This window comes from Nocardia halotolerans (genome assembly GCF_042650145.1).
Lineage (GTDB): Bacteria > Actinomycetota > Actinomycetes > Mycobacteriales > Mycobacteriaceae > Nocardia > Nocardia halotolerans.
This window is the reverse complement of the sequence record NZ_JBHSDL010000006.1, coordinates 13,305-27,749: the sequence shown is the minus strand read 5'-3', so window position 1 is coordinate 27,749 and position 14,445 is coordinate 13,305. Positions and strand designations below refer to the sequence as shown.

Sequence of the window (14,445 nt, the reverse complement as noted above, 5' to 3'; positions counted from 1 at the left end):
TCACCATGTCGTCCACCCCGCCAGCGATTCAACGTATTCGGTCTGCGTATTGGTGGTGGTCGCGGGCTTGAGCCGCCAGTCCCCGTCGTCCCACACCATGATCATGCGCATGGCGGCGTAGAGCTGTTTGCCCTCGATCACCGGGCCGCGCGAGGCCAGCCGCACGATGGCCAGGTCCTCGGCGTAGTCGTCGATCTTGAAAGCGTCGGAGGCCACGAAGTAGCGGGTCACCTTCTCGGGCTGCTGTTCGGGCAGCCGGTCACTTGCCAGCGCGCTGTCGTAGGCCGCCAGTTGTGTACTGCTCACCCGCAACTGCGTGACGTAGAGGTCGCGATCGGCGGGCCGGGCGTTGAGCCGGTAGGTGATCTGCGCGGCGGCCAGCGCCGCACCCTGCGGCGTGCGTGCGTAACCCACGGCAAGTCCGTCCTCGATGCGCGAGGGCCCGTCGGAAGTGGAGAACGGCACCGACGCGCCGTACACGCGTTGCCAGCCGTGCGGATCCTTCGTCCCCGACGGCGCGGCGGTGAGCCAGTCCGGGTCAGAGGGTGCGCGGCGGGCACTCGGGTCCTGGGCCAGTGGCTGCCCCGCCGGATTGTTGGGTACGTCGACGCGCCTGCCGAACAGATCGACCTCGGGATCGGCGAAACCCGTTCCGCCCGCAGCCTGTGGAGGTGGCGGGGCGCTGTCGGTGTCGGAATCGCCGCTGCTGGTGAAGTACACGACCGCGCCGGCGACCAGGATCAGGGCGAGCAGAGCACCGGAGGCGATCATGCCGAAAGAAGCGCGGTCGCGCGTCGACGCCTCCTTCTGGCTCACTTCGGTGCCTCCAATGTCACGATGTCGGGTGGTAATCGGTCGATCGCGTCGACGGGCCGGACGGTGGACTGCGGATCGGGTAACCGCAGCCGCCAGTCTCCGCCGTACCAGCTGACCGTGGTGTGGTTGACCGCGCGCGAACTGTCGGAGTACTCGGTGTAGACATCGACCAGGGACTGCTCGTCACGGTATTCGGTGATTTTGTAGCCCAACAATGTCGGCGCGTACTCCGGCGTGGCGGGCCCGGTCATCGACAGCTGCACCCGGTTCAGGGCCCACTCGTCGCGCGCCGGGCCGGGAACCAGTTCCCGGTTGACGACCTCGGCCCACTCGGTGTCCGGTGCCACCGACAACCGGATGGTGTGGGTCAGCGCCGCCAGCCCGGCTCCCCGTGGGGAATGCTCGAATCCGGTTGCCGCACCCTCGGTCACGTCGGCCGGGCCCTGATCGGCGTGCGGGAGCGCGATGCCCTGGTAGTCGATCCAGCGCACACCTGTGGGCGCGGCCGACAGCTGAGGGCCGGGCTCGGCGCCGCCGCCGCAACCCACCGCCAGCAGCGCGATCCCGACCGCGACCGGTCGTGTCACTGTGGAATTCATCTGCGAGTCTTTTCCGTCCGCAGCCTCACGCCGGCAGAAAAGCCAGCGCGATCGCGGACGCGGTACTGGCGACCGAGGCACCGATCAGGCTCATCAGCACACCGTGCGAGGCATCGTTGACCGCCAGGTCACTGCGGAACGCGATCCACAATCGACCCGCCGACAGGATCATCCAGGCCAGGCACGACAGCAGGACGAACCAGAGCAGCCAGTTGAGCAACTGCATCATCGGCGCCAGGACATCGGCCGGGATCTGTTTGTAGGCGAGCATGGTGATCACTAACCGATGACCGCATTCATGATGGTGCCCGCACTGGTCGCGACGACGCCACCGATCATGGCGCCGGCCACCATCTTCGGTGACTCCAGACCGCCGCCGGTCCAGCGCTCCCAGGCGAACTTGCCACCGGCGTAGGTGATGCCGCAGATACCCGACAGCAGGACGAACCAGGTCAGGTAGCGCACCAGCTGCAGGATCTTCTCCGATCCAGGGGGCGCTTCCGGCGTCGGATTACCCACCTGGGCCAGGACGGTGCCGTACGTGTCCTGCACGGCGAGGAGGATCATGCTCATCGGGTGCCTTTCTCCCACAGTAAAGGTGTTGTGCCACAAACACTTCGACGCCGATACACGTTTGTACACCACCGGCTGACGACCCGCCCGGCGGTCATGATCGACCCTTGCTCGCACCGGGTGAGTCCAAGCTCGCCCGGATCGCGGCGACCAGATCGGCACCGAGCTCACCGATCTCGACCGGTACCTCGTCGAGCGGATCCGCCCGGCGCTTTCGGACCGTCACTTCGTCACCGGGCGACCACACCGGCAACACATCCGACTCGACCAGGGTCCACTCCTCGAACCACGGCACCTGCCAGACGTGCCCGGCGAGCGAGCCGACCACGTCCCGGTAGCGCCGGATCTCCGGTGGCACCCGTCCCGGGCGCGCGGCGACGGTGATCAGGCCGAGCACGTGCGAGGGGCCGGCCAGCCCGGCGTGATGCTGGCGCAGCAGGTCGTGGGCGCGGGTGAGTCCGGAGATGGTCTCCCTGGCGACCAGCACGACATAGGGTGACTCACGGTCGAACACCCCGGGCCAGCGTCCACGGGCGTCGGCGGCGGGGGCGAGCACGTGTGCGAGGGTGGTGGCACCCGAGCCACCGTGCACACCGAGCAGCCACACCAGCGGGGCCCGGCCCACGCCGGGAATCGGACGCTCCCAGATCTCGGCGCGCAACGATTCCGGCGGCGCGACGACACCTACGCGCACCTCCGGTTCACGACGACGACGAAGATTCATAGCGGCCGTCATGATGCCACCCCGGCGAGCAAGCTCCCATACGCTGTGCGCGTCGTCTCGGCCAGCTCGCCGTGGCGAACCAGCTCGCCACGCGCCAGATGTGGGTCGTAGGGGATCTCCACGACCTCGCGAACCCAGCCCGACAGATGCTCGCGCAAATGCTCGGCAACCCGGGAGTCGTCGTGTGAATACTGATGCGAGACAACGATGGTGGTGTCGGCGACCACGCCCGCTCCGTCGTCGCCGTAGTGGTCGTCGAGCCATTCCAGGGTGACCCGCAGCCGGTTGGCCGCGTCCACTCGGGCCGGAATGGCCAGTACCAGGGCGATATCGGCGTCATCGAGCAGCGGCCGCAGCTGCCGCCCGGCAATCGGGTTGCCCCCGTCGTAGACCGCGGTGTAGCCACCCGCGTCCAATGCCCTGGCCACAGTGAGATATGTCGCGCGCCGCCGCAGCGGGGTCGCGTCGCGCCAGAGCAGTCCGAAACCCGATGTCGAGCGCGACAGGCAGTCCTCGAGCGGCGCCGGTTCGTCGTCGCCGCGCCCGTACACCCACGACTGCAGGTTCACCGGGTGCAGGTGCTTGTCGGCACCGCGCAGTGCGAGATCGCTGCCTGCCGCGGTGGCGTCCACCGCCACCGTCGCCGCGCCGTCGGTGGCCAGTTCGGCCGCCAGACCGAGCGTGGTGGTCGTGGTTCCCGCACCGCCGCAACCACCAACGACCAGGATCGGCCTGCGGGCCCCGTCGGCTCGCTCACCGGTTCTGCGCCGCAACCGCACCACCGGAGCCGGATCACGCGTCTGTTCGCTCGGCGCCTCCCCCTCGGGAGAGTCGTCGAGCCATCGGCTCCAGTCGTCTGTCATCGCCTCTACTCCTTTACCCTGCCGCGATGCCCGTGATGAGCGTGCGATCGCCGACCCGCGCCGTGCGCACCACCTGCTTGGTATAGGTGGCCGGCGCACCCGCGGGCCGGAACTCGGTGACCTCCACGGTGTACCGGTTCGGGGCGACGGTGGTGATCCGCACACAGTGAGTGGTCCCCACCGGAATGGAATCGATACCGCGCTGGATCACCGCCGCTGGTGACACCTCCGCGTCGGGAGTGGCCACCGCCCTGGCCTCGGCCCCCGACCGGCTCACGTAGTAGGCGTACTGGAACGCCAGCACCGCGTCCGGGCCGGAATCGGTGCCGCCCGCCTCGGCACTGCGCACCACCAGGTCGGTCCGTTCGGTGGGGCACGCGCCCACGCTCTCGGCGCTCAGGTTGCCCGCCGTGAAGTGCAGCGGCGTCTGGGCGGCGGCCGTGGGACGGCTCTCGCGGCCGAACAGCAGGAAGAACACCCCGGTCGCGGCGAGCACCAGCACCAGCACCGACACCGCGAGCACCAGAAAGGTGCGGTTGCGGTGGCGCATGCGGCGCTCGCGCAGCGCGCCCGAGGGTTCGAGCACATGTGCTTCGTCGTAGTCGTCGGCGGCGGCATCGTGCCACGGGAACTGGACCAGCTCGGCGTCGTAGTCGTCGTCGGGGCCGGGCGCCGGTTCCACCCAGTCCGACCAACCACCGGTGAAGTCACTGCGCCGCGCGGCCACCTCGGCCAGTTCCACCGGCGGCGGGGGCGCGGACTCCGGCGCCGGTTCTCGCCGTTGCGCGAGCTCGGGCGCGCGCAACGGCTCCGGACCAGGGGCCATTTCAGGTGCCCGCCGCGGCGCGAGCCCCGGCTCCATCGCAGATTCGCGCCGCTGCTCGAGTTCGGGTTCCGACTCGGGGGCCGTCCCAGATCGGCGCCACTGCGCGAGCCCCGGCCCCGGCTCCGGATCTGTCGCCGATTCCCACCTGTACCCGAGGTCGTGCGCCGGCCCGGATTCCGCTCGAGGGCTCCGCGCCTGCGCGGGGTCGTGCGCCGACCCGGACTCCGCTCGAGGGCTCCGCGCCTGCGCGGGGTCGTGCGCCGACCTGGACTCCGCTCGAGGGCTCCGCGCCTGCGCGGGGTCGTGCGCCGACCTGGACTCCGCTCGAGGGCTCCGCGCCTGCGCGGGGTCGTGCGCCGACCCGGATTCCACTCGGGGGCTCCGCGCCTGCGCGGGGTCGTGCGCCGACCCGGATTTCGCTCGAGGGCTCCGCGCCTGCGCGGGTCGGGACGGGGGCGCAGGTTCGGGCCACGGCCCGTTTTCCGAGGCCGGCGCGGGTTCGGGTGCCGGTACGGGCGCCGGCGCGGGTTGCCGGGACTTCACGGATTCGTCGCTGTCATCGTCGGCGCCGGGGGCCGCGGGCGTGGCCGGCTGCTCGGTGGACGGTGCGCGCTCGGGGCGCCGCGAATATCGGGCGGGACCGTCGTCGTCGCCCGGCGCCGGTTCGGCGGTGTCCTGGCGCGCAGGGTCGGACGCGTCGGTCTCGGGTTCCAGCGCCGAGTACCAGCGCGACAGTTCGTTGTACGACTTCAACATTCCCCCCTTTCCGCAACGCAGGGCACATGGGTTCGCATCGATACCTCTCGGTGATCAGTTCACAGAGAACGGGCGGGCAGTGGTGGGTGCGCTGGTTCTGGGTGTCGCGGCAGGCGGAGTCGTCGCGCCGCCGGATGAGGCGCCATCGGCTCCTGTCCCGAACGGAAATTGTCCCCCACCGGATGGTTTCGGTGTCGTAGACTCGCCGGTCGGACTCGTGAAGATTCCCACCCCGCGCGTGTCGGGCCCGCCGACCGGCACCGCTGCCCGGCCGGAGACCGCCGCCGCGTCGCGGGACAGCGCGGCCAGCCACTCGGCGACGTACCCGGTCGGTGTGGTGCCCTGGGCACCGGCGCCGATGCGCGAGTAGGCGTTGTGGCGGCGCATCGTGTCCCAGTAGCGCACCCAGGTGGTGACATCGAGCAGTTCCTTGTTGTCGGTGATGTTCTGCTGTACGGCGGTGAACGCCTCGTTCACCAGCCGCACACCGGTGGTCGGTGGCACCAGCTGCGGAACCGCGCCCACGAGCTTGGTGCCGAGCAGGGTGAGACCCGCCAGGGGGTTCGACAGTGTGGCGGTGGCCAATTCGGCGACAGTGGCCGGATTGAGCACCGTTTTCACCACCGTGGTGACCGCGTTGAGGCCGATCATCCCCACTTTCAGCAGTGCCCGGAATGCGGCGTTGACATCGAGTTGGTTGCGTGGGTCGGAGGCGTCGGCGAGTCGCTGGGAGATCGACTTCTTCGGCGACAGCGACACATCGGCGAGCGTGGTGCCCGAGATGTCCTCGTCGACCACGGTGGTGGCGGTCTTGATCGAGGTGAACGCCAGCGCCTGCGCGATCGAGACCAGCGATCCGATCGGGTCGCCGCCGGACAGTTTCATCTGCGCGACCAGGTTGGCGACCGCGCGCATGATCGGTGCGCCCTGTGGCGCGTCACATGCGAGATCACCTGTGGCACAGAAACTTGCGACGCGTCCGGTGAGTCTACCGAAGTCGGCGGCCTGGTCGCTCTGGGGTCCGAGCCCACCGCCGGGGGCCGCCGCCTGACGCACCTCGCCGAGCTCGGCGATCGCGATGCCGTCGGTGCCGGGAGCCGGGTCGGGAGCTGCGCGGTCGGGCGCACCGGGGAACAGTGGGGCGTTCTCGGCACGGGTCGGGTCGGCGAACAACGCGACCGCGGCGACCTTCTCGGGTGGCAGCGTCCCGGTGCCCGCGCCGACCTCCTGGGCGAACAGGGAGGCCACGTGCGCGCCCTGCGAATACCCGACCACCGCGATCCGTGTGTCGGGACAGCGCTGGGTTACCTGTGTGGCCATCCCCCGCAGCCGTTGCAGGCCGCCGTCGACCGATTCGGTGTAGGGCACCACACCGCCCGGGACGGCCCCGCCGAAGCCGGCCTCATAGGGCACATAGGCCCGGTCGACGAGTCCCGGTTCGGCGGCCTCGGCCGACATCGACCGGAAGACGGTGGACAGCATGCCGGTGTCGGTGCTGGGCGCGGCATCGGGCGAGGACTCCCCTGTGCCCTGAATTCCCAAGGCGTACAAGGCGGGGCACACGTCGAGCGCCACCTGTGTCGACGGTGCGGCGGGGGTGACCTCTTCCGCGGCGGCCACCCCCGCCGACACCGACGTCAAGGAGACGGTGAACGCGATCATCGTCCCCGTGAGTCGTGTTGTGCACCGAGCCATATCGATCCGCATCACAGTCCGTTTCGGCTGACCAGTGGAACGTTGAAACGCAGTAAACCGTAACAGATTCCGGGTAACCCAACCCCTGCCCTAATCGGCCCTTCCGCTGCCTCCGGCAAACCTCGCGACGACGGCAAACTCGTGGCGATCTCCGGTCGGCGGCGGGCGTACCACCGGCCCGGGCACCGTCGCGAACGACGCTGCCCGGGCCGGTAGTGGTGGTCAGGCGGCCGAGGTCACCCGGTAGACGTCGTAGACGCCTTCGACATTGCGCACCACGTTGAGCAGGTGCCCCAGGTGCTTGGGGTCGCCCATCTCGAAGGTGAACTTGCTGATGGCCACCCGGTCGCCGTGCGTGGCCACCGAGGCCGACAGGATGTTGACCTTCTCGTCGGCGAGCACCTTGGTGACGTCGGAGAGCAGCCGTGTGCGATCCAGGGCTTCGATCTGAATGGCGACCAGGAACACCGACGACGGCGAGGGCGCCCACTCGACGTCGATGATCCGCTCGGACTGCTCCTTGAGCGAACCCGCGTTGGTGCAGTCGGTGCGGTGCACGCTCACCGCGCCACCACGGGTGACGAACCCCATGATCTCGTCGCCCGGCACGGGGGTGCAGCATTTGGCCAGTTTGGCGACGGTGCCCGTGGCGCCGGGGATGAGCACGCCCGCGTCGCCGGTGACGCGCTGACGACTGGGCGTGGTGGAGGGCGTGGACCGTTCGGCGAGCTCGTTCTCCACATCGCCGATGCCGCCGAGCTGGGCCATCGTCCGCTGCACGACGTGATGGGCCGAGACCTGGTGCTCACCGACGGCGGTGTAGAGCGCGGAGATGTCGGAGTAGTGCAGTTCGTGGGCGACCGCGGTCATCGCGTCGACGCTCATCAGCCGTTGCAGTGGCAACCCGACGCGGCGCACTTCCTTGGAGATCTGCTCCTTGCCGCTTTCGAGGGCCTCCTCGCGGCGCTCCTTGGCGAACCACTGGCGAATCTTGGCCTTCGCGCGGGGTGAGACCACGAAGTTCTGCCAGTCGCGGCTGGGCCCCGCGTTCTGCGCCTTGGAGGTGAACACCTCCACGACCTCGCCGTTCTCGAGCTGGCGTTCCAGCGCCACGAGCCTGCCGTTCACCCTGGCGCCGATGCACTTGTGGCCCACCTCGGTGTGCACGGCGTAGGCGAAGTCGACCGGGGTCGACTTCTGCGGCAGTGTGATCACATCGCCCTTGGGCGTGAACACGAAGATCTCCGGCGACTTCAGGTCGAAACGCAGCGACTCCAGGAACTCGGCCGGGTCGGCGGCCTCGCGCTGCCAGTCGAGCAGCTGACGCATCCACGCCATGTCGTCGACCTCGGCGACGTCACCGGAGTGTTTGCCCTTGGTCTCCTTGTAGCGCCAGTGCGCGGCGATGCCGAACTCGGCGGTGCGGTGCATGTCCTGGGTGCGGATCTGCACTTCGAGAGGTTTGCCGTCGGGGCCGACGACGGTGGTGTGCAGCGACTGGTAGACGCCGTAGCGCGGCTGGGCGATGTAGTCCTTGAACCGGCCGGCCATCGGCTGCCACAGCGAGTGCACCACGCCGACCGCGGCGTAGCAGTCGCGCACCTCGTCGCACAGGATGCGCATCCCGACCAGGTCGTGGATGTCGTCGAAGTCCTTACCCTTGACGATCATCTTCTGATAGATCGACCAGTAGTGCTTGGGGCGGCCTTCCACGACCGCGGTGATCCGCGACGCGGCCAGGGTGTTGATGATCTCGGTGCGCACCCGCGTCAGATAGGTGTCGCGCGAGGGCGCGCGATCGGCGACCAGGCGCACGATCTCGTCGTACTTCTTGGGGTGCAGGATCGCGAAGGCGAGGTCCTCGAGCTCCCATTTCACGGTGGCCATGCCGAGGCGGTGCGCCAGCGGCGCGATCACCTCGAGGGTTTCCTTGGCCTTCTTGGCCTGCTTCTCCGGCGGCAGGAAACGCATGGTGCGCATGTTGTGCAACCGGTCGGCGACCTTGATCACCAGCACGCGCGGGTCGCGGGCCATGGCGATGATCATCTTGCGAATGGTCTCGGCCTCGGCGGCCGCGCCGAGATTCACCTTGTCGAGCTTGGTGACACCGTCGACGAGGTGGGCCACCTCCTGCCCGAACTCCTCTTTGAGCTGCTCGAGCGAGTAGCCGGTGTCCTCGACGGTGTCGTGCAGCAGGGCCGCGACCAGGGTGGTCGTGTCCATGCCGAGCTCGGCGAGAATGTTGGCGACGGCCAGCGGGTGGGTGATGTAGGGGTCGCCGGACTTGCGGAACTGCTTGGCGTGGCGTTCGTCGGCGACGTCGAAGGCGCGCTGCAGCAGTGCGAGGTTGGCCTTCGGGTAGAGCTCACGGTGGACCGTGGCCAAGGGTTCGAGTACCGGCTTGACCGCCGCGATGCCGCGCTGACCGGTCATCCGGCGGGCCAGGCGGGCCCGCACCCGCCGCGACGCCGAGCTGGGCACCGAGGCGGTCGGAGACTGCTTTTCGGGAGTCTTGGGCGCAGCGTCGTTCCGCGGGGCGTCGGTGGATTCCTGTCCCACCTTCGCCTCGCCGAGTTGTCGGGTCATGCCACCACCTCTCACGCCGCATCCGGTCCGTCGACCGAGTGCTGCAACCGCCCCGGACCACTACTTTAGTCCCCGCACCGACCCTGTGTTCGAATCCCTGCGGTCACAGGCCTGCGACGGTAGTGCGTCGGCGCCGATGCGGCACGGGTTCGCCACCATCGGCCCCTGCCGTGCACGCTATTCGACCAGCCCCTCGGGTGTGAGTTCGAGGGTGCGCGTCACCCCGATGTCGGCGAGGAAGCGTTCGTCGTGGCTGACCACGATCAACGCGCCCTCGAAGCTCGCCAGCGCCTGGGTGAGATGGGCCAGGCTGGGCAGGTCGAGGTTGTTGGTCGGTTCGTCGAGCATCAGCAGCTTCGGCGCCGGTTCGGCCAGCAGCAGCGTCGCCAGCGCGGCGCGCAGACGTTCGCCGCCCGACAGCGCCGCGGCCGCGATGTCGGCGTCGGCGCCGCGGAACAGGAACCGAGCCAGTTGCCCGCGGATCCGTTCGGCCGACGCGTGCGGCGCGGCCGCGGCCACGTTCTCGAACACCGTGCGCGTCTCGTCGAACACGTCGAGGCGCTGGGGCAGCAATCGCCACGCTACCTTCGGTTGTTCGGCGACGATCCGGCGCAGCAGCGTGGTCTTGCCCGCCCCGTTGCGCCCGGTGAGCGCGATCCGTTCCGGCCCGCTCACCCGCAGCTCGACCACCGGGCCGTTGGTCAGGCGCACCCCGTCCAGCGCGATCAAGTCCTGTCCCGGATAGAGCCGGGTGCCGGGCAGTTCCACCCGGATCTCCCGGTCGGCGCGCACCAGCTCCTGGGCGTGGTCGAGGGTCTCGCGGGCGTTGTCGAGTTTGTCGATGTGGGAGTTGCGCAGTTTGCCCGCCGACACCTCGGCGCTGCGTTTGCGCATTCCCATCACGATCTTCGGTTCACGCTTGTTCTCGAACATCTTCTGCCCGTATCGCTTTCGTCGATCCAGTTTGATCCGGGCCGCCTCCAGCTCACGGGCCTGTTTGCGCACATCGCTGCGCGCGTCACGCACTGCCGCCCTGGCGGCGAGCTGTTCCTGCTCGACGATGCGCTCGTATTCGCTGAAGTTGGCACCGAAGAGCCGGATCGCTCCGGCCCGCAACTCGGCGATGCCGTCCATGCGGTCGAGCAGTTCCCGGTCGTGGCTGACCACGATCACGGTGCCGGTGAACTGGCGGATCACCTCGTAGAGCCGTCCGCGCGCCACCGTGTCGAGGTTGTTGGTCGGCTCGTCGAGCAGCAGCACATCGGGTTCTCGCAGTAGTTCGGCGACTAGCCCGAGCAGCACCGTTTCCCCACCCGAGAGGGTGTCGAGCGTGCGATCCAGGTCGGCGACGGACCCGGCAACGTAGTCGAGCCCGAGTTTGCCGAGCAGTGCGACCGCTTCGTCCTCGACCTGCCAGTGGGTACCGATCGTGTCGAAGTCGGCGGCGGTGGCGGTGCCGTTCTCGATGCGGTGCAGCGCGGCCCGCAACCCGGCGATCCCGAGTACCGCATCGACCCGCTGACCGGCGCGCATGCCGAGATCCTGGCGCAGATACCCGAGCCCGCCGGGCACGGTGATCGACCCGCGGACGGGGCGCAGCTCGCCGGTGATCAGTCGCAGCAGTGTGGATTTCCCGGCGCCGTTGGCACCGACGAGGCCGATGTGACCGGGGCCGACGACGGCGTCGAGACCGTCGAACAGGGCGGTGCCGTCCGGCCAGTGAAAGGTGAGATCGGAAAAGGACAAAGAGGTCATGCGGATCCCCTGGAGGTGCGACGGATACACGGTGCGCAGATTGCGGACCGTCCGAGAGCTACCTCAAGAAATCAACGCACGACTCCGATCGCCGGGAACAGGACTCTTCATTGATAACACCGAACGCACTCGCCCCGCCACCCCTTTTTCGGGCGACAGTCCGCTCCCCGGCCCGCCGGGTCGCCACCGCGCGCGGAAACCGGTTGGGCGGCAAGCGCGCCCGACCTCCCGATGACGCGACCATTACCCTGGGCACCGGGAGACGCCCGGACGAAATACCCGAGCGGCCCGGAACCTCATAGGAGTGCCATGTCGAAGACCATTCCGATGCGTGTCGCCGGGCCCGGCGACGTCGAGGCCGCCGCGCAGACCCTGGCCGCGGCTTTCCAGCACGACCCGGTGATGAGCTGGATGCTGCCCGACCCGACTCGGCGCGCGGTCGGACTGCGCCGCTTCTTCGCCACGATGGCCCGCCACGTCTTCGTCCCGGTCGGCGCCTCGGACCTGGCGTTGCGCCCGGACCGCACGGTGGCAGGGGTGGCGTTGTGGACGCCACCAGAACACGCGCGGACCCCGGCTCGCACCGAACTGCGCATGTTGCCGAGCATCTTGCGAGCTCTCGGCCGGCGCGCCCTGGTCGGCAAAAAACTCGGCGACCTGCTGAAAGAGAATCACCCCGGTGAACCGCACTGGTACCTGGGCACCATCGGCACCGCCCCCGACGCTCGCGGAGACGGCTTCGGCAGCGCCCTGCTGCGCTCGCGTCTCGATCGCATCGACGCCGAGGGCGCCGATGCCTACCTGGAATCGAGTAACCCCGACAACATCGGCTACTACGAACGCTTCGGCTTCACCGTGACCGGAGAACTCCGGCTTCCCGGCGGCCCGTCGATCTGGCCGATGTTGCGCGCGCGGCGCTGAGCGTCAGAGCTTGACGATGGAGGTCACCGGGTAGTCACCCTGGTGTTCGCGGCCCTTCAGGAACTCGAGTTCCATCACCACCGCCGCGGCGACCACCTCGGCGCCGACTTCCTGGAACAGCGCGCCCGCGGCGGCGAGGGTACCGCCGGTGGCCAGGACATCGTCGAGCAGCAGGATCCGCTTGCCCTCGAGTTCCACGCCGTCGGCGGGGATTTCCAGTGCGGCCGAACCGTATTCGAGCTGGTATTCGCGCGACACCACCGGCGGCGGCAGCTTGCCACCCTTGCGGATGGCGAGCACGCCGGTGCCCAGCGCCGCGGCCACGCCGGCACCGAGCAGGAAGCCGCGCGCGTCCACCCCGGCCACCAGATCGGCTTCGGGCGCCACGGCGGCGAAACAATCGATGACGGACCGGAACCCCTCGGCGTCCGCGAAGACGGGGGTGAGATCAGCGAAACGCACACCGGGCGTGGGGAAGTCGTCGTGCCAGCGGGTGAGCCTCGACACCGCGTCGGCGGCTCTGGTGGTCCGCTCGTTCACCTCGTCGTCGGACTCGACCACCGCGTGCTTGCTCATCGACACCTCTCCGTCACGATCACGACTGCTCACCGCTGCAACACCCAGCGGTCCATGTTCCAGCCGGTACCGGCCTGCGTCGGCCCGGCTATCCCGTTCTGCATGCCGTTGCCGAACGCGATGACGCGTGGTGTCGCGAACAACGGAATGCTCGGCACCTGCGCCCACAGCAGGTTTTCGGCTTCGGTCAGCAGATTCAGCGTTGCGGTCGAATCGGTTTCGCCCGCAAGCTGATCGGTGATCGCATCGTAGCGGCCGTTGCCGAAGCCACCGGCATCGAGTCCGTTACCGGCCCGCAACGCCGCGAACGCGGGCACTCCGGTCGCCGAACCGGCGGGGCCGGGCACCGCGGCGGTGCCACCGAGGGCGGCGTCGACCGCACCCTGGGTGAGCTGGGCGGGGGTGAAATCGGGGGTGCCCGCGTCGACCACGGTGATCCCCGCGCCGCGGCAGGACTCCGCGATCATCGCCACGGTCTGGGCACGCCGCGCGTCCGGCGCCCGATAGCCGATGCGGACGGTCGGCTGATCGGCACCGACCGAGGCCAGCGTCGCCGTGGCGGCCGGGATGTCGGTGCCACGGTAGCGGTCGGCGGTGCCGGCCACCGCGGGGTAGTACAGCGAGTCCTGTTGCACCACACGGCTGTTGAGCGGGCCCGCGCCGAGGCCGTGTTGGGGTGGTTCACCGGCGCTGCCCAGGGTGTCGAACAGGGCCTGGCGCGGCACGCACTGGGCGAAGGCCCGGCGCACCTCCACCGGAGCGAACACCCCGCCGGTGGCGAGAACGAGTTGTTCGGCACTGCGACTGGGCACCGTCCGCTCGTCGAAACCCTCGAGGGACAGCTCGGGCACCGACCCGGCCCCGAGGTCCACGACACCGAGCGCGTTGTCCTTCGCCTTGGCGGCGAAGTCCGAACCCTTGGGCCACACCACGATCCGGCTGGTCTGCGGCGGCGAACCCCACCACTTCTCGTTGGCGACCAGCACCAGACCGTCCTCGGCATCGAAGGATTCGATCCGGTACGGGCCCGAGGACGGGAACGCGGTGAGGTCGAGCTCGCCCGGTGCCATGGTCCAGCCCGAGTTCCAGAAATCGGCGATCCGCTGCACCACGGCCTGATCACCGGACTGCAGGGCGCTCACCACTTCCGGCACACCGACCGCCTGCGCCACCACGTGCGCGGGCATCAGCTCGGCAGCGGTGAACAGCGTGCGCCAGGGCAGGTAGTGCGTGCCGGGGCGGAACACCACGGTGGCGTCCTTGGATCCCGGCTGACACTCGACGCGTTCGATATCGGCGTAGCCCTCGGTGCTCGCGGCGTCGAACAGCGGAACCGGTCCGCCCTCCCCCGGCCGGGTGAACTTGCCCGAACGCGCCGACCAGGCCAGCACCAGATCGTCACAGGAGGTCTGTACCCCGTCGGAGTACACCCCGTCCGGGTTGAGCCGGTACTGCACCGTCTGCGTTTCGCCCGGTACTTCCTTGGCGGTGCCGACATCGGTGTCGGCCACCTGCTGACCATCGGGTCCGGTGTAGAAGAACCCGGTCAGCACGCGGCCGAACACCGCCGCCGACCCGCTGCTCGCGCCGAGGGTGCTGCCACCGTTGTAGCTGGCGACCACCGCGTCGACGGCGTAGCCGATGGAAGGCACCTGGTTCTTGCTCGAGCAGCCCGCCAGCAGGCCGGCGCTCACACCCGCCGTGGCGAGCACGGTGATCAGTCGAATCGTGCTGCGTCGCATGATATGAGCCCCT

At 69.2% G+C, this 14,445-nt stretch carries 13 protein-coding genes; 1 reads left to right on the top strand and 12 read right to left on the bottom strand.

Annotation, left to right across the window (positions count from 1 at the left end):
* From ACFO5K_RS05645 to ACFO5K_RS05600, 10 genes are all read right to left on the bottom strand, one after another.
* Entirely contained in the window at window positions 1–816 is an 816-nt protein-coding gene (locus ACFO5K_RS05645) for a hypothetical protein (protein WP_378556773.1), read from the bottom strand.
* Entirely contained in the window at window positions 813–1,415 is a 603-nt protein-coding gene (locus tag ACFO5K_RS05640) for a hypothetical protein (RefSeq protein ID WP_378556770.1), read from the bottom strand. The genes ACFO5K_RS05645 and ACFO5K_RS05640 overlap by 4 nt, the downstream gene beginning before the upstream one ends.
* 25 nt (window positions 1,416–1,440) lie before the next feature.
* Complete coding sequence (locus ACFO5K_RS05635) at window positions 1,441–1,686, bottom strand: hypothetical protein (RefSeq protein WP_371852067.1); 246 nt, start codon at window positions 1,684–1,686, stop codon at window positions 1,441–1,443.
* An 8-nt stretch (window positions 1,687–1,694) separates the two neighbouring features.
* On the bottom strand, window positions 1,695–1,988 hold the full coding sequence (locus tag ACFO5K_RS05630; RefSeq protein WP_378556767.1) for a hypothetical protein: 294 nt from the start codon (window positions 1,986–1,988) through the stop codon (window positions 1,695–1,697).
* 94 nt (window positions 1,989–2,082) lie between these two features.
* Window positions 2,083–2,712 (bottom strand): hypothetical protein, encoded by a 630-nt coding sequence (locus ACFO5K_RS05625; protein WP_378556764.1) that lies wholly within the window; start codon window positions 2,710–2,712, stop codon window positions 2,083–2,085.
* A gap of 8 nt (window positions 2,713–2,720) precedes the next feature.
* On the bottom strand, window positions 2,721–3,575 hold the full coding sequence (locus ACFO5K_RS05620; RefSeq protein WP_378556761.1) for a MinD/ParA family ATP-binding protein: 855 nt from the start codon (window positions 3,573–3,575) through the stop codon (window positions 2,721–2,723).
* Between the two features lie 13 nt (window positions 3,576–3,588).
* Window positions 3,589–4,401 (bottom strand): hypothetical protein, encoded by an 813-nt coding sequence (locus ACFO5K_RS05615; RefSeq protein WP_378556758.1) that lies wholly within the window; start codon window positions 4,399–4,401, stop codon window positions 3,589–3,591.
* 810 nt (window positions 4,402–5,211) lie between these two features.
* Window positions 5,212–6,819 (bottom strand): cutinase family protein, encoded by a 1,608-nt coding sequence (locus ACFO5K_RS05610; protein ID WP_378556755.1) that lies wholly within the window; start codon window positions 6,817–6,819, stop codon window positions 5,212–5,214.
* Window positions 6,820–7,074: 255 nt separating this feature from the next.
* The gene (locus ACFO5K_RS05605; RefSeq protein WP_378556752.1) at window positions 7,075–9,438 is read right to left on the bottom strand and encodes a RelA/SpoT family protein; all 2,364 of its coding nucleotides are present in this window, start codon (window positions 9,436–9,438) and stop codon (window positions 7,075–7,077) included.
* A gap of 177 nt (window positions 9,439–9,615) precedes the next feature.
* Window positions 9,616–11,193, bottom strand: a complete 1,578-nt coding sequence (locus ACFO5K_RS05600; protein WP_378556749.1) for an ATP-binding cassette domain-containing protein — start codon at window positions 11,191–11,193, stop codon at window positions 9,616–9,618.
* 309 nt (window positions 11,194–11,502) lie between these two features.
* Here ACFO5K_RS05600 and ACFO5K_RS05595 point away from each other — a divergent pair, with 309 nt between their 5' ends.
* The gene (locus ACFO5K_RS05595; RefSeq protein WP_378556746.1) at window positions 11,503–12,114 is read left to right on the top strand and encodes a GNAT family N-acetyltransferase; all 612 of its coding nucleotides are present in this window, start codon (window positions 11,503–11,505) and stop codon (window positions 12,112–12,114) included.
* Between the two features lie 3 nt (window positions 12,115–12,117).
* Here ACFO5K_RS05595 and ACFO5K_RS05590 read toward each other — a convergent pair whose 3' ends face one another.
* Both ACFO5K_RS05590 and ACFO5K_RS05585 read right to left on the bottom strand, forming a co-directional pair.
* The gene (locus ACFO5K_RS05590; RefSeq protein ID WP_378556743.1) at window positions 12,118–12,690 is read right to left on the bottom strand and encodes an adenine phosphoribosyltransferase; all 573 of its coding nucleotides are present in this window, start codon (window positions 12,688–12,690) and stop codon (window positions 12,118–12,120) included.
* A 29-nt stretch (window positions 12,691–12,719) separates the two neighbouring features.
* A complete protein-coding gene (locus ACFO5K_RS05585) occupies window positions 12,720–14,432 on the bottom strand; it encodes an ABC transporter substrate-binding protein (protein WP_378556740.1) in 1,713 nt (570 codons plus the stop codon).
* Between the last annotated feature and the right edge of the window lie 13 nt (window positions 14,433–14,445).